The organism is Cellulomonas sp. JH27-2, assembly GCF_014837175.1.
Classification (GTDB): domain Bacteria; phylum Actinomycetota; class Actinomycetes; order Actinomycetales; family Cellulomonadaceae; genus Cellulomonas.
The window spans coordinates 400,661-416,041 of the sequence record NZ_JACYFR010000003.1 but is presented as its reverse complement, the minus strand read 5'-3'; the positions used below and the strand labels follow the sequence as shown (position 1 = coordinate 416,041).

The following is a 15,381-nucleotide window of genomic DNA, read 5'->3' as shown; positions in this document are numbered from 1 at the left end:
ACGGTACAACCGCTCCCGCCGAGGCCCGAAATCTCCACGATCCTCGCGCTCGCGGACGCCCGTGACACGCGCTCGGCTCACGTTCAGCGAACTCCCAGGGTTCGGCGCGATGATCGGCGGATGAGTGCGCACGAGCCCGAGGCGACGCTGCTGGTCGTCGACGACGAGCCCAACATCCGCGAGCTGCTGGCCACGTCCCTGCGGTTCGCGGGCTTCGAGGTCCACGCGGCGGCCGACGGTGGTCAGGCGCTGCGGCTGGCGCGCGACGTCGAGCCCGACCTGCTGGTGCTCGACGTCATGCTCCCCGACATGGACGGGTTCACCGTCACGCGGCGCCTGCGCGAGAAGGGGCAGCACACGCCCGTGCTGTTCCTCACCGCGCGCGACGACACCGCGGACAAGGTGCAGGGCCTGACGGTCGGCGGCGACGACTACGTGACCAAGCCGTTCAGCCTCGAGGAGGTCGTCGCGCGCATCCGCGCGATCCTGCGGCGCACGGGCGCCGAGCGCGACGACGACGCGCCCGTCCTGCGGTACGCGGACCTCGAGCTCGACGACGACTCGCACGAGGTCCGCCGTGCCGGGCACGACATCGACCTGTCCCCCACCGAGTTCAAGCTGCTGCGCTACCTGATGCTCAACCCGGGCCGGGTGCTGTCCAAGGCGCAGATCCTCGACCACGTGTGGCAGTACGACTGGGGCGGCGACGCCAACATCGTCGAGTCCTACATCTCCTACCTGCGTCGCAAGGTCGACCAGCTCGACGACGCGGACGGCAATCGCCTGCCCCCGCTCATCCACACCAAGCGCGGGGTCGGGTACCTGCTGCGCGCGACGCCGTGACGGGCCGACTCGCGCTGCGTGCCCGATGGGCCAGGGTCCCGCTCGTCGGACGGCTCGTCGCGATCACCACGTTGCTGCTCGCCGTCGGCCTGACCGTCGCCGGAGTCGTCACCACGACGCTGCTCGAGCGCAGCCTGGTCGCCCAGATCGACCACAAGCTGGAGACGGAGGGCGCGGCCGCGGCCCAGTCCTTGACCAGGTCGGAGTTCTCGGGGTGGGGCGGCGACGGCTCGCAGATCCCCACCGACTACTTCATCCAGCTGACGGCCGCGAACGGCGTCTCGCACGACTACGTGCGTCGCACGGTGCAGCAGGACAACGGCACACCCGAGCTGCCGAAGCTGTCCGCGCAGCAGGTCATCGACCGCACCGGTCAGCCGTTCACGGTCCCGTCCTCCAAGTCCGGCGCCCCGTGGCGCGTCGTGACCGGCCCGGTCACCGTCGACGGGCAGTACGTCGGCTCCGTGGCCATCGCCCTGCCGTTGAGCGGCGTCCGGGACACCGTCCACGACCTCGTGCTGGTCCTGGTGCTCAGCGGGCTCGTCATCGTCCTGGCGGGCGTGCTCGCGGGACGGTGGGCGGTCCGGCGGTCGCTGCGCCCGCTGCGGGAGATCGAGACGACGGCCGCCGCGATCGCCGCCGGCGACATGTCCCAGCGCGTGCCGACGGCGCCGCCGTCCACCGAGGTGGGGCGCCTCGGCGACGCCCTGAACGGGATGCTCACCCAGATCGAGAAGGCGTTCGACGCGCAGGCCGCCTCCGAGGCGCGGATGCGCAGGTTCGTCTCCGACGCGTCCCACGAGCTGCGCACGCCGCTCGCGGCGATCCGCGGGTACGGCGAGCTGTACCGGATGGGCGCGGTCAAGGAGACCGAGCAGCTCGACGACACGATGCGGCGCATCGAGGACTCCGCGACCCGCATGGGCGCACTGGTCGAGGACCTGCTGTCGCTGGCCCGGATCGACGAGGGTCGGCCGATGCAGGCCGGGCCCGTCGACCTCACGGTGCTGGCCGCCGACGCCGTCAACGACCTGCACGCCCTGGACCCGAGCCGCAGCCCGCGCCTCGTGCCGATCGCCCCGGGCGCACCGACCGGACCGTGCGTCGTGACGGGCGACGAGGCGCGGCTGCGGCAGGTCGTCGTGAACCTCGTCGGGAACGCCGCCCGCCACACCCCACCGGGCACGGCCGTCGAGATCGCGGTCGGGATCGTGGGCTCGTCGGGCGTGCTCGAGGTGCGCGACCACGGCCCGGGCATCGATCCCGAGCACGCGGCGCGGGTGTTCGAGCGGTTCTACCGCGTCGACGCGTCGCGCGGGCGCACGTCGGGCGGGTCCGGGCTGGGGCTCGCGATCGTCGCGGCGATCGTCGAGGCGCACCGCGGGTCCGTCGAGCTGACGCAGACGCCCGGCGGCGGCACGACCGTGCGCGTCACGGTCCCGGTCGACGGAACGTCCGTCCCGCCGACGTCGGCGTCCCCTGCGGCGACCGCGAAGGAGCCCGTGCCCGAGCCGGCGGCCGAGCAGGCACCGGCAGCGGTGCCGCCGTCGACGCCGGCACAGGCACCAGCACCAGCGGCGGGGTCGACGCCCCGACCGCCGTCGGCGCCGCTGTTCGCTCGCCCGACCGGACCGCCCGCGACGGACGCCGTCCGGGGCTACGATGGCGCGTCCGAGTCACCGTCGTGAGGTTCATCCATGGGCGTCCATGACGCACCACAGTGGTTGCTGTCCGCGTTCTACCGCAGTGCTCGACGCGCGGGTGCCAGCGCGCCCGACGACGAGGTGCGCGAGGTCGGCCAGGCGCTGGTGGACCAGTGGTCGGGGCCGGGGCGCGAGTTCCACAACCTCAAGCACCTGGTCGACGTGCTGGTCCGCGTCGACGAGCTCGCCGAGGAGACCCACGAGACCGACCTGGTCCGCCTGGCGGCCTGGTACCACGGCGTCGTGTTCGACTCCGCGGACGGCAAGGCGTACGCCAACAAGGGTGGCGAGGACGAGGCCGCGAGCGCGGTGCTGGCCCGGGAGCAGCTGACTGCGCTCGGGGTGCCGGACGCCGCGGCCGAGCGGGTGCACGACCTCGTCGTCGCGCTGGTCCGGCACTCGCCCGACCCCACCGACTTCGACTGCGCGGTCTTGTGCGACGCGGACCTCGCGATGCTCGCCGCCGAGCCGCAGCGCTACAAGGCGTACCTGCACGATGTGCGCGCCGAGTACGCGCACCTGCCGGTCGAGGACTACGTCCGGGCCCGCATCCGGATCCTCAAGAAGCTCCTGGCCCGGCCGGCGCTGTTCTCGTCGCCGCTGGGCGCCGCGTGGGAGGAGCCCGCGCGCCAGAACGTGTCCGCCGAGCTGCAGCGGTTGGAGAAGGAGCAGGCGAAGCTGCTGGCTGAAGCGGCGGCCTCCGACGAGGCTTCGGCCGACGAGCGCGCGTCCGACGATGCTGCGCCGACCGAGGACGCCCCCGCAGGTCCGGTCGTCGACGGTCAGACCTCACAGCCGGACACCGCAGCGAGCTGAGCCGCCGTCGCAGGTCGGTCGCCGAGCCGACCGCAGCCACGCGTCCGCGCACGGTCGTCCACAGATTCGTTCCGCCGCCACCGCCGCGCGTCCGACGGCTCGTACGGTCGACCCGGTCGGCGCCACGCGGGCGCCGCGACGCGGGAGGCGGACATGAGCAGGTACGAGGTCGACAGCGCGGCGGTCACAGCGGCGGCGGGAGCGGTCCAGACGCGCGCCGCGAGCATCCGGTCCGAGGTGGCGGCGATGCAGCGCCAGCTCACGGCGCTGCAGGACTCGTGGCGAGGGTCGGCAGCCACACAGTTCGCGGCCGTGCTGCACGAGTGGACCACCGCGTCGACGCGTCTGGACCACGCCCTGGGCCAGATCAGCCACGCGATGAGCACCGCCGGCCACACCTACGCCGAGGCCGAGACCCAGGCGGCCCGCCTCTTCACACCCTCGTGACGGCTCAACTCATCGTGAACTCGCCGACGACCGTGACACCGTCGGACTCGTACACCGGGATGCTGACGGGTGGCTGACCCTCGCGGGCCTTCTGGCGTGCAACCGCGTCGGCGGGGGACGTGGGTTCACCTCCCCCGCCGTTCTCGGCCCAGCGAAGGTCGCGGTTCCAGGCGTAGCCGGCTCGTCCGTTCGTGGCCATCACCGAGACGAGGTCGGGCATCCCGGCGTCGTTGGCGACGCCGTACGTGTACCCGTCGGCGTTGGTCGCCCACGCGGTGGCGTGAGCCTCGACGTACTGGGTCACCGCGCGCCAGCGCATCCCGGCGCTGGCGTCGATGGTGATCGTCGTGTCGTCGGGTCCGAGCGGCAGCTGGTAACCCGTCCACGCGCTCGTCGTACCGACGTCGGCCGCCGAGCACTCGCTCCAGGCGCCGTCGGGGAACCGGACCGTCCCGGCGTCGAGGCAGGTGATCTGCACGTCGACGGCGTTCGCGCCGTCGACGTGCGGCCCCAGGTCGAGCGTCGCCGGTCCCGTCCGGGTCACGGTCACGGGTGCCGCCTTCTGCGTGACGGCCGTCCCTCCGGGCAGCAGGCCAGTACCGCCGACGGCGGCGGCACCTCCGGCGATCGACAGGCCGGCGACCACGGCCAGCACGGTCGTCGCCCGACGTCGCCACCACGGCCGCCTCGGCGCACGGAGCGACTCGGCCACCAACGAACGGCGTAGCGCCGCCGCGAACTCAGGATCGATCGTGGCCGTCATGCGAAGCCCCCTCCCTCGGCCGTGTCTCGCACGAGTCCGGCACGCACCTTCGCGCGGGCCCGCAGCAGCCGCGACTTCGCCGCCGCGAGGCTCAGCCCCAGGACGGCCGCTGCCTCGACGACGGCGTAGCCCTCGATGTCGACGAGCACCAGGATCTCCAGGTCGGAGGCACGCAGCGCCGTCAACGCGTCGTGCATCGCGGGGGACAGGTCGCTCTCGACGGGCACGGCCGCGTCGACCGGCCTCGGGAGCGCGTCGATCAGGCGACGGTAGCGCTGCGTCCCGCGCCGCACGTTGCGGGCGACGTTCGTCGCGGTGACCAGCGTCCACGGCAGCACGGACCCGCCGACGACTCGCACGTCCGCCCGGCGCCGCCAGAGCTCGAAGAAGGCGGCGGCCGTCACGTCCTCGGCGTCGTGCACGGTCGCCACGAGCCGGGAGGCGTGCCGGAAGACCCGGTCCGCGTGCAGGTCGTAGACCAGCGCGAACGCGGACCCGTCTCCTGCCACGGCGGCAGGCCAGGCGACAGCCTCGTCGACGCCGATCTCGGTCCTCACACCTGACAGTGTCCGGCAGCGCCGGATTCGATTCACCGACGCGGCCACCAAGCCGTCAGCGTGTCTGTGCGGCGCCTAAGGTGGCCGGGTGAGTGTGCTGGTGGATACGCCGATGTGGCCCAACCACGGGCGACTGTGGGCGCACCTGGTCAGCGACTCCTCGCTCGACGAGCTGCACGCGTTCGCGGAGCGAGCAGGCATCCCGCGGCGCGGGTTCGACCTCGACCACTACGACGTGCCCGACGAGCGCATCGACGAGCTCGTCCGGCTCGGCGCGGAACGGGTCAGCGCGGGCGACCTGATCCGGCGCCTGCGCGCGTCGGGCCTGCGGGTCCCGGCCCGGGATCGCCCGGCGCACACCCGTCACTGAAGGCCGGCAGCCAGCGCGGCGACCCAGCCGCCGTGCGCGGTGAGGTCGATCCCGCCCGCACCGGCGTCGGCCGCGCAGCCGAACCCGACCACCCAGGTCCCGTCCTCGAGCTCGACGCGCCCCAGCGCCATGGGGGCCGGCAGCGCTGCGAGGAATCTGCCCAGCGCGCCCGACGAGACCCGCCACACCTCGCCGACGATCGGCGCTCCGTCGCCGGTCCGGACCAGGCCGGGCTTGCGGGGTGTCGTGTCGAGCGCGACCAACCGGTACGCGGCGCTGGTGCGGACGGAGTCGACGAAGCGGGCGCCCAGCGCCTCCAGCTCCGGGTTCAGCGGCTGCCCGCGCAGGTGGGCGCCGACGACGAGCAGGTCGACGCCGCCGTCGACGATGGATGCATCGCCGGACCCGAGCAGACGCGCCGCGAGATCGATCGCGCGCTGGTCCTCGAACGCGCGCGCCAGCACGGTGACCCCGAACGGTCCACCGTCCACCTCACCCGCCGGGATCGCGACCGCCGCGAGGTCGAGCATGTTGACGAAGTTCGTGTAGGTCCCGAGCCGCCGGTTGATGGCCACCGGATCGGCCTGGACCGCGGCGATGGTCGGGTGCTCGGTGGTGGTGGGCAGCAGCAGCAGGTCGGCACCGTCGAGGATCTCGAGCGTCTCTGCCGTCGCCGCCGCCAGGGTCGCGCGGTCGGCCACGTAGTCCGCGGCGCTGACGTCGCGTCCGGCGGCGATGATCGCGGCGACGGTCGGGTCGGCGTCGGGCGGCGACGAGGCCAGGAACTCGCCCACCGCCTCGTACCGCTCGGCGACGATCGCACCCTCGTACAGCAGCCGAGCGGCGGTCAGCATCGGCGAGACGTCCACCTCGACGGTCCGGGCGCCGGTGGCCCGCACCGCCTCGACGGCGGCGGCGAAGGCGTCACGCCACGACGGCGACAGCGGAGCGAGGTCCTCGTCGCGAGGGATCGCGACGACCGGCGCGGCCCGCAGCGCGAGCGGCACGTCGGCGGGCCACGCGCGCCCGGACGGATCGGTCTCCGAGGGCCCGACCATGAGCCGCGTCGCGAGCGCGCCCAGCGCCAGGTCGCGCGTGAACGTCGTGACGACGTCGTAGGAGCGGCAGGCGGGCACGACGCCCGACGTCGGCACCAGTCCGACGGTCGTCTTGATCCCGACGAGCCCGTTGAAGGCCGCTGGCACGCGGCCCGACCCAGCCGTGTCCGTCCCAATGCCGATGTCCGCGATGCCGAGCGCGACCGCGACGGCCGAGCCGGAGCTGGAGCCGCCGGAGACGCGGTCGGGCAGCGTCGCGTGCCGCACCGCGCCGTACGGGGACCGGGTCCCGACGAGGCCCGTGGCGAACTGGTCCAGGTTCGTCTTCCCGATCACCACGGCACCGGCGGCGACGAGCCGCGCGACGGCCGGTGCCGACACAGCGGCGGGGCCCGGACGGCCCAGCGGCGACGTCGCGTACGAGGGGCAACCGGCGGTCGTCGGCAGACCGACGACGTCGACGTTGTCCTTGACCGCGACGACCGTGCCCGCGAGCGGCAGGTCGTCGCCGGCGGCGAGACGCGCGTCGACGTCGCACGCCGCCGCGAGCGCGACGTCCCGCGGCACCAGCGCGATCCACACCTCGGCCCGATCCACCTCGGCGATGCGCGCGTACGCCGCCTCGACCCGCGCGACCGCACTGCGCGCACCCGCAGCCCCATCCGGGCCCGACGCGGCCGTCTCCGCCCCCATCGTCTCCAACCCCAGCGCCTCGTCCACCGCTGATCGCCTCACGCACCCACCTCCAGGATCGCCAGCGCGGCGCCGGGCTTGACGAGCTCGCCGGGCGCGACGAGCACCCGCAGCACCCGGCCGTCGGACGGCGCCGTGACGCCGAGCTCCAGCTTCATCGCCTCCAGCGCCACCAGCAGGTCGCCCTCGCGCACCTGCTCGCCGGCCCGCGCCTCGACCCGCCACACGCTGCCGACCATCGGCGCCTCGACGAGCACGTGCCCGTCCAGCAGCTCGATCTGGCCCGGCCCCGCGCCCGCGTCGACCGCCGGCGCCGCCTCGTCGGGCGCGTCGAACTCCCCCGCCGCCGCCCAGGCGTCCCGCTCCGCCGCGAACGCCGCCGCCTGCCGCGACTGGAAGGCCGCGATGTCGTCGGCGTGCGAAGCCAGCAGCTCCAGGTGCTCGGCGTAGGAGAAGGTCCCGTGCTCGACCTCGACGTCCAACCGCCCGGCGGCGAAGGCCGCACGCTGCTCCAGCAGCTCCGCGGCGGACACGGGATGCCACACCACCCGGTCGAAGAACCGCAGCAACCACGGCTTGCCGGGCTCGAACACGCCGCGCTGGCGGTGCCCGGACCAGATCGGCACGGTCCGCCCGACCAGCTGGTACCCGCCCGGCGAGTCCATCCCGTAGACGCACAGGTACTGTCCGCCCAGCCCGACGGTGTCGGCGGCGGTCCAGGTGCGAGCCGGGTTGTACTTGGTGGTCATCAGGCGGTCGCGCGGGTCCAGCGGCACGGCCAGCGGCGCGCCCAGGTAGACGTCGCCCAGGCCCAGGACCAGGTACTCGGCGCGCAGCATGGTGGCCAGGACGTCGTCGGTCGAGCCCAGCCCGTTGACGCGCCGGATGAACTCGATGTTCGACGGCAGCCACGGCGCCTCCGGCCGCACGCCCGCCTGGTAGCGGGCCACCGCCTCGGCGATGACCGGGTCGTCGTACGAGAACGGCAGGTGGATGCGACGGCTCGGCACGGTGAGGTCGGCGGTCGCCGGGAGGGCGGCCTCGAGCCCGACGAGGACGTCGACGAGCCCCCGCACCGACAGCACGCCCGGGTCGACGTGCACGTGCAGCGACCGGACACCGGGCGTGATGTCGACGACGCCCGGGACCCCGGCCGACCGCAGCGCCTCACCCAGCGCGTGCACGCGCATCCGCAGCCCGAGATCCAGCACCATGGGCCCGTACTCGACCAGCACGTTGTCGTCGCCGCCACGCAGGTAGACGACCTCGGGCACGCCCAGCGGGTCGTCGGGGTCGCCGGGCACGCGCGCCAGCACGCCGTCGTCGCCGTCGGTCCCGGTGGGGACGTCGGCGCCCAGGTAGGCGGCTGCGCGCAGCGCGTTCGACGAGCGCAGCTCGGCGGCCGTCTCGTCGGGCACCGGCAGCAGCCGCACGGTGTCACCGGGCCGGATCTGGCCCATCTTCCAGCGGTGCCCGACGACGACGGTCACGGGGCAGGCGAACCCGCCGAGCGACGGCCCGTCCGGGCCCAGCAGGATCGGGGTGTCGCCGGAGACGTTGAGCGCGCCCACGGAGTACGGGTTGTCGTGCAGGTTGGACGGGTGCAGGCCCGCCTCGCCGCCGTCGGGTCGCGCCCACTGGGGCTTGGGCCCGGACAGCCGGATGCCGGTGCGGTTGGCGTGGGTCTGCACGTGCCAGGTGGCGGAGTACAGCATCGCCATGTCGTCGTGCGTGAAGTACGACGGGGCCGGCTGCGGCCCCTCCTGGACGGCGATCTCCCAGTCGTGCACGAGCTGCGGTCGGACGTCGAGCGGCACCGCGGCGACGGCCGGCGCGGAGTCCGGCACGGCCGCGGGGACAAGCGTGTCGCCGACGACGAGCGCGCGGCCGGTGTAGCCACCGAAGCCGCCGAGCGAGAAGGTCGACGCCGAGCCCAGGTACGTGGGCACGTCGAGGCCGCCCCGGATCAGCACGTACGTCCGCAGCCCGGCACCGGCGGGCGCGCCGACGTCCAGCACCGACCCGGCCGGCACGTCGACCGGCTCCCACTGCGGCACGGGCTCGCCGTCCACGGTCACGGGCGCGTCGGCGCCGGTCACGCAGACGACGGCCGCGTGGCTGAACCGCAGCCGCGGCCCGGCCAGCGTGCATTCCAGGCCGGGCACGCCCTCGGGGTTGCCGAGCGCGAGGTTGCCGAGCCGGAACGACAGGTCGTCCATCGGGCCCGACGGGGAGATGCCGACGTCCCAGTGCCCGAGGCGCCCGGGCCAGTCCTGGATCGTGGTCATGACGCCTCCACGCAGCACCTCGACGTACGGCTCGTCGTCCCGGACGTGCGCGAGCGTGCCCGTCGTGTGCGTCGCGTCCAGCACGGTCTCCAGCTCGACGATCGTCCGCAGCAGCGGCAGGTTCGTCTGCAACCCGCTCATCCGGGTCTCGCCGAGCGCGGTCGACAACGCCGCGAACGCCTCGGTCCGTGTGGGCGCGTGCGTGATGACCTTGGCCAGCATCGGGTCGTAGTGGCTGCTGACCTCCTGGCCCGTCTCGGCCCAGGCATCGACGCGGGCGCCGGACGGGTAGACGACCTCGGTGAGCAGACCAGCGCTGGGCTGGTAGTCCTTGCGCGGGTCCTCGGCGTAGACACGCGCCTCGACGGCGTGGCCGGACACGACGGGCCCGGTGTCCGGCACGGCGTCCAGGAAGTCCGACGACCCCTGCGCGAGGCGGATCATCCACTCCACCAGGTCGACGCCGGTGACGGCCTCGGTCACCGGGTGCTCGACCTGAAGCCGCGTGTTCACCTCGAGGAACGAGATCTCGTCGCGCTCCACGTCGTACACGTACTCGACCGTCCCGGCGGACCGGTACGCCACCGAGGCCGTCAGGTCCCGCGCGGAGGCGTGCAGCCGCGCGCGGATGTCGTCGGACAGCCCGGGCGCGGGCGCCTCCTCGACCACCTTCTGGTTGCGTCGCTGCAGCGAGCAGTCGCGGTCGGCCAGGCTCACGACGCGCCCGGCACCGTCGCCGAACACCTGCACCTCCAGGTGCCGGGCCCGGGCGACGAACCGCTCCAGGAACACTCCGGCGCTGCCGAAGCTGGCGGCGGCGAGCCGCTGCACGCGGTCGAAGGCGGCCACCAGCTCGTCGTCGTCGGCGCACGCCTGCATCCCGATGCCGCCACCGCCGCCGACGGCCTTGACCATGACCGGGTAGCCGACGGCGGCGGCCGCCGCGAGCGCCTCGTCGACCGACCCCAGCAGTCCGGACCCGGCGACCAGGGGAACACCCGCGGCCCGCGCGGCCTCGCGGGCCTGGTGCTTGTCGCCGAACACGGACAGGTGCGCGGGCGTCGGCCCGACGAACGCGATCCCGGCGGCCTCGACCTCGGCGGCGAACGTCGCGTTCTCCGACAGGAACCCGTACCCGGGGTGGATGGCGCCGGCGCCCGTCTCCGCGGCCGCCGCGAGGACCAGCTCGGGACGCAGGTAGCTCTCGGCGGCGGGTGCGGGGCCCAGGCGGACGGCGACGTCGGCGAGGCGGACGTGCGGGGCGGCGGCGTCCGCGTCCGAGTAGACGGCGACGGTCCGCAGGCCGAGGGCGGTGGCGCTGCGCAGGATGCGGACGGCGATCTCGCCACGGTTGGCCACGAGCAGGGTGTCGAACACGATCACTCCCGGACGGTTGCTGGGTCCCGGGCGTATACACCCCGGTATCCAGCACGTTAGGAGGGTCGTGTTTCCCGTCCGCCGTCCGGGCGTAAACGGTGCGTTACGGGCGCGAGAGGAGGCGGGCCTCAGCCCGCGAGCGCCATCCGCGTCATGGCCTGCGTCGCCCGCTCCATGACCACCTCGAGCGACTCGCCGACGTGCTTGTGCAGCGCGGTCAGCGCCTCCGGCAGCTCGCGGGCGATCACCAGGCGCAGGATCTCCATGTGCTCGTCGATGGTGGCCGTCACGCGCCCCTCCTCGACGAAGTCGTGCATCCGCACGGCCCGGATCTTCTGGTTCACGGTCACCAGGGCGTCGGTGAGCTGGGCGTTGCCCGACGAGCGCGACAGGACCTGGTGAAAGCCCTCGTCCTTCACGACGAACGACGGGTCCGGCTCGGGCGGCGTGTCCCGCATCTCCTGCCAGCGCTCGAGCTCGGCGGCCAGCGCGGCCTCGTCGTGCCGCACCTGCGGGTTCTCGATGGCGCGGCCGATGCCCCGCAGCTCGAGCGTGATGCGCAGCTCGTAGAGGTTGCGCAGGTCCTCCAGGCTCGGCACGACGACGGCATACCCGAAGTCGGTGCGCTCCACCAGTCCGTCGGACAGGAGCCGGGACAGCGCCTCGCGCACGGGGGTCCGCGACACCTCGTAGGCCTTGCCGAGCTTGGGCTCCGTGAGGCGCTCGCGCGGGGAGATCCGACCGTTGAGGATCTCGTCCCGCAGCCGGTGGTAGACCATCTCACGCAGCGACGAGCTGTCGGCGGGGGTGAGCCCCTCGGTCAGGCCCGTGCTCATGGTCACGAAGCGTAGTCCTCTCGTCGGTCCGAGCCGTTCAACGAACCGGCCTACAGTGCCATCGCCGCGCGGACGTCCTCCTCGGACGCCGCACCCCCGTCGCCCTGCGACGTGACGCGCCCCGACTCGAGCACGTAGTACCGCTCGGCGGCGCCCAGGGCGAAGCCGACGTGCTGCTCGACGAGCAGCACCGACAGCCCCTTGGAGGCGGCGAGCGTGACGATCGCGTCCTCGATCTCGGCGACGACCGACGGCTGGATCCCCTCGGTGGGCTCGTCGAGCACCATGACGCGCGGCCCTGTGATGAGCGCGCGGGCGATCGCGAGCTGCTGGCGCTGGCCGCCCGAGAGCAGCCCGGCGCGCCGGCCGAGCAGCCCCCGCAGGGCGGGGAACAGGTCCAGCGCCTCGTCCATCCGCCCGGCGCCGGCGGGACCGGCGCCGTCGACGACGAGCTGCAGGTTCTCGCGCGCGGTGAGCTGCCCGAACGACTGCTGACCCTGTGGCACGTAGGCGAGCCCGCGCCGCACCCGCTGGTGAGGGCGCATGCGGGTCACGTCGGCTCCGTCCAGCGTCACCTTCCCGCTGCGCACCGGCAGCAGACCGACGGCGGCGCGCAGCAGCGTCGTCTTGCCGGCGCCGTTGTGCCCCATCACCGCGGTGACGGACCCGGCACCCACCTCGACGTCGACCCCGTGCACCACGGACGTGCGCCCGTAGCCGACGTGCACCCCGGTGAGAGTCAGCATCATGCCTCCTTCGACGAACCCGACGAGCCGGCACGCGCCGAACCCGACCCCAGGTACACCTCGACCACCCGTGGGTCCGCCTGGACCTCCGCGACGGTCCCCTCGGACAGCACGCGCCCCTGGTGGAGCACGGTGACCGACGAGGCGAACGAGCGCAGGAACTCCATGTCGTGCTCGACGACGACGACCGTGCGCTGCTCGCCGATGCGCTGCAGCAGCTGCCCGGTCTCCTCGCGCTCGGCCTGGCTCATCCCGGCGACAGGCTCGTCGAGCAGCAGCAGGTGGGCGTCCTGCACCAGCAGCATCCCGATCTCGAGCCACTGCTTCTGCCCGTGCGCCAGGATCCCGGCGGGAGTGGCGGCCAGGTGGGTCAGGCCGACCGTCTCCATCGCCGCGGCCACGTCGTCGGGCACGCCCGACCGCCGCCGCAGCAGCGTCCGCATCCCCCGCCCCGCGCCGGCGGCGATGTCGAGGTTCTGCAGGACCGTGAGCTCGTCGAACACGCTCGCGGTCTGGAACGTTCGGCCGACGCCGGCGCGCGCGATGCGGTGCGACGGCTTGCCGAGCAGGTCGACGCCGCCGAACCGCACCGAGCCGGTGGCGGCAGCGAGCCCCGTGATCGCGTCGACGATCGTCGTCTTGCCCGCGCCGTTGGGCCCGATGAGGAAGCGCAGGTCGCCCTGCGTGACCGTCAGGTCGACCCCGTCGACGGCGACGAACCCGTCGAACGAGACGCGCAGGTCGCGGATCTCCAGGTAGTCGTGGCGGAACCGGGACTCCGGCGCGGCGAGCACGGTCTCGAGCGCGTCGGGGTCGAGCTGGCCCTCGCCGAGGATCGCGGCTGGCGACCCCGGCGTCTTCTCGGCGTTCATGCGGACCTCCCGGAGGTGCTGGGCTCGGGCTCGGCGACGACTGCGGCCGGGTCGTCGGCCTCGTCGTCGGGCGGTGCCTCGACCGCCCGACGCTTGCGCCACACCTGACCCAGCGACGCGAGACCGCCGGGCAGGAACGCGACGACGACGATGAACAGGCCGCCCTGGAAGTAGGTCCAGAACGAGGGGAACGACTCGGACAGGGACGACTCGGCCCAGGAGACGGCGATCGCCCCCAGCACCGGCCCGAGCAGCGTGGCCCGGCCACCGATCGCGACGCCCACCAGGAAGACGATGGACGGCACGACGCCCACGTCGGCAGGCGAGATGATGCCGACGATCGGCACGAACAGCGCGCCGCCGATCGACGCGAAGCACGCGGCAACCGCGAACGCCGCCGCCTTGACCAGCGCGGGGTTGTAGCCCAGGAATCGCACGCGGTTCTCCTGGTCACGGACGGCCACCAGCAGCTCGCCGTAGCGGGAGCGGTACAGCAGCCGGACCAGCAGCACCATCACCAGCAGGGTCCCGGCGGCGATGAAGTAGAGCATCTGCTTGTTGGCGGGGTCGGACAGCGCGAACCCGAAGAAGCCCTGGAAGCCGTTGAGGCCGTTGGTGCCGCCGGTGACCTTCTGCTGCCCGATGAGCAGGATCGCGAACGCGGCCGCGAGCGCCTGGGACAGGATGGCGAAGTACGCGCCGCGCACGCGCCGAGTAAACACCGCCAGCCCCAGCAGCGCGGCGATCAGCGTCGGCAGCACGACGATCGCGACGATCGTGAACACCGGGCTGCGGAACGGCTCCCACCAGCCGGGGACGGTGCCGTCGCCGTACAGGGACATGAAGTCCGGAACGCCGCCCGGACCGGCGTCGGCGAGCTTGAGGTGCATCGCCATCATGTAGCCGCCGAGACCGAAGAACACGCCCTGGCCGAGCGTCAGCATGCCGCCGCGGCCCCACGCCAGCCCGATGCCGACGGCGACCATGGCCAGGCACAGGAACTTGGCCAGCAGGTTGAGCCGGAACACGGACAGCGTCCCCGGCGCGACGACGAACAGCACGACCGCCGCGATCGCGACCCCGACCCACAGACGCGCCGTGGGGTTGCGCCACAGCCCGCTCATGCGAGGCTCCGCGTGCGCACGGAGACGATGCCCTGCGGCCGGACCTGCAGGAACGCGACGATGACGACGAAGACGAGCACCTTGGCGATGCTCGCCGTGGACGAGTACTCGATCGTCGCCTGCAGCAGCCCGAGCGCGAAGGCCGCGATGACCGCGCCCTTGAGCTGGCCGATGCCGCCGACGACGACCACGAGGAACGCGTCGACGATGTAGTTGGTGCCGAGCGTCGGGCCGATGGACCCGAGCAGCGTCAACGCGACGCCCGCGATGCCGGCGACGCCGGAGCCGATGAAGAACGTGAGCCGGTCGGTGGCCCGCGTCGAGATGCCCGATGTCTCGGCCAGGTCGCGGTTCTGGACCGTGGCCCGGATGCGGCGGCCGAGCGGCGTGAGCTTGAGGACCAGGGACAGCGCGACCACGCAGGCGATCGACAGGCCGAGGATGAAGACGCGGGTCTTGGGGACGTCGACCCCGAGGATCGGCACCGCACCCGACAGCCAGGCGGGAGCGCGGACGTCGACGTTGGGGGCGCCGAAGATGTCGCGGGCCAGCTGCTGGAGCACGAGCGCGACGCCGAACGTCACGAGCAGTGTGTCCAGCGGCCGGGTGTACATCCGCGAGATCAGCGTGACCTCGAGCAGCAGGCCCAGCAGGCCGCCGACGAGGAACCCGATCAGCAGGGAGACGAGCAGCGAGAGCCCCGCGTCGGAGACGACCTTCTGCACGGCGAAGGCGGTGTACGCACCGGCCATCATGAACTCGCCGTGCGCCATGTTGATGACGCCCATCTGGCCGAACGTGAGCGCCAGGCCGAGCGCCGCGAGCAGCAGCACCGACCCGAGGCTCAGCCCGGCGAACGTCTGGGAGATCACGGCATCCACGCGCCGT

General features: G+C 73.3%; 14 protein-coding genes. 5 read left to right on the top strand and 9 right to left on the bottom strand.

All coding sequences use genetic code 11. The features are described 5' to 3' along the window. Window positions 1-120 precede the first annotated feature (120 nt). The 4 genes from IC607_RS10975 (at window position 121) to IC607_RS10960 (ending at window position 3,809) form a co-directional block, all read left to right on the top strand. Window positions 121-843 carry a response regulator transcription factor gene (locus tag IC607_RS10975; RefSeq protein WP_191787409.1) on the top strand — a complete coding sequence of 241 codons (723 nt, stop codon included), beginning with the start codon at window positions 121-123 and terminating at the stop codon, window positions 841-843. Continuing rightward, the gene (locus tag IC607_RS10970) at window positions 840-2,531 is read left to right on the top strand and encodes a sensor histidine kinase (RefSeq protein ID WP_370526144.1); all 1,692 of its coding nucleotides are present in this window, start codon (window positions 840-842) and stop codon (window positions 2,529-2,531) included. Before IC607_RS10975 ends, IC607_RS10970 begins: the two co-directional genes overlap by 4 nt. Window positions 2,532-2,540: 9 nt before the next feature. Beyond that, window positions 2,541-3,362 (top strand): hypothetical protein, encoded by an 822-nt coding sequence (locus IC607_RS10965; protein WP_225224821.1) that lies wholly within the window; start codon window positions 2,541-2,543, stop codon window positions 3,360-3,362. Window positions 3,363-3,515: 153 nt separating this feature from the next. Beyond that, window positions 3,516-3,809 (top strand): WXG100 family type VII secretion target, encoded by a 294-nt coding sequence (locus tag IC607_RS10960; RefSeq protein ID WP_191787408.1) that lies wholly within the window; start codon window positions 3,516-3,518, stop codon window positions 3,807-3,809. Between the two features lie 4 nt (window positions 3,810-3,813). Here the strand turns inward: IC607_RS10960 and IC607_RS10955 are convergent, their stop codons facing one another. Next, window positions 3,814-4,572 carry a peptidase M56 family protein gene (locus IC607_RS10955; RefSeq protein WP_191787407.1) on the bottom strand — a complete coding sequence of 253 codons (759 nt, stop codon included), beginning with the start codon at window positions 4,570-4,572 and terminating at the stop codon, window positions 3,814-3,816. After that, on the bottom strand, window positions 4,569-5,129 hold the full coding sequence (locus IC607_RS10950; protein WP_370526143.1) for an RNA polymerase sigma factor: 561 nt from the start codon (window positions 5,127-5,129) through the stop codon (window positions 4,569-4,571). The genes IC607_RS10955 and IC607_RS10950 overlap by 4 nt, the downstream gene beginning before the upstream one ends. 88 nt (window positions 5,130-5,217) lie before the next feature. Here IC607_RS10950 and IC607_RS10945 point away from each other — a divergent pair, with 88 nt between their 5' ends. Beyond that, window positions 5,218-5,499 carry a DUF4031 domain-containing protein gene (locus IC607_RS10945; RefSeq protein ID WP_191787406.1) on the top strand — a complete coding sequence of 94 codons (282 nt, stop codon included), beginning with the start codon at window positions 5,218-5,220 and terminating at the stop codon, window positions 5,497-5,499. Here IC607_RS10945 and atzF read toward each other — a convergent pair. The 7 genes from atzF to urtB all read right to left on the bottom strand — a co-directional run bounded on the left by atzF (window position 5,493) and on the right by urtB (window position 15,374). Then, entirely contained in the window at window positions 5,493-7,292 is a 1,800-nt protein-coding gene (gene atzF / locus IC607_RS10940; RefSeq protein WP_370526142.1) for an allophanate hydrolase, read from the bottom strand. The two genes, IC607_RS10945 and atzF, sit on opposite strands and share 7 nt — an antisense overlap. Next, window positions 7,289-10,915 carry an urea carboxylase gene (gene uca, locus IC607_RS10935; RefSeq protein ID WP_191787763.1) on the bottom strand — a complete coding sequence of 1,209 codons (3,627 nt, stop codon included), beginning with the start codon at window positions 10,913-10,915 and terminating at the stop codon, window positions 7,289-7,291. The genes atzF and uca overlap by 4 nt, the downstream gene beginning before the upstream one ends. Before the next feature lie 128 nt (window positions 10,916-11,043). Next, window positions 11,044-11,751 (bottom strand): GntR family transcriptional regulator, encoded by a 708-nt coding sequence (locus IC607_RS10930; protein ID WP_191787405.1) that lies wholly within the window; start codon window positions 11,749-11,751, stop codon window positions 11,044-11,046. A gap of 50 nt (window positions 11,752-11,801) precedes the next feature. Continuing rightward, entirely contained in the window at window positions 11,802-12,497 is a 696-nt protein-coding gene (gene urtE / locus IC607_RS10925; RefSeq protein WP_191787404.1) for an urea ABC transporter ATP-binding subunit UrtE, read from the bottom strand. Beyond that, the gene (gene urtD, locus IC607_RS10920) at window positions 12,497-13,369 is read right to left on the bottom strand and encodes an urea ABC transporter ATP-binding protein UrtD (protein ID WP_191787403.1); all 873 of its coding nucleotides are present in this window, start codon (window positions 13,367-13,369) and stop codon (window positions 12,497-12,499) included. The genes urtE and urtD overlap by 1 nt, the downstream gene beginning before the upstream one ends. Beyond that, complete coding sequence (urtC, locus tag IC607_RS10915) at window positions 13,366-14,493, bottom strand: urea ABC transporter permease subunit UrtC (RefSeq protein ID WP_191787402.1); 1,128 nt, start codon at window positions 14,491-14,493, stop codon at window positions 13,366-13,368. The genes urtD and urtC overlap by 4 nt, the downstream gene beginning before the upstream one ends. Beyond that, window positions 14,490-15,374, bottom strand: a complete 885-nt coding sequence (gene urtB / locus IC607_RS10910) for an urea ABC transporter permease subunit UrtB (protein WP_191787401.1) — start codon at window positions 15,372-15,374, stop codon at window positions 14,490-14,492. Before urtB ends, urtC begins: the two co-directional genes overlap by 4 nt. Window positions 15,375-15,381 lie beyond the last annotated feature (7 nt).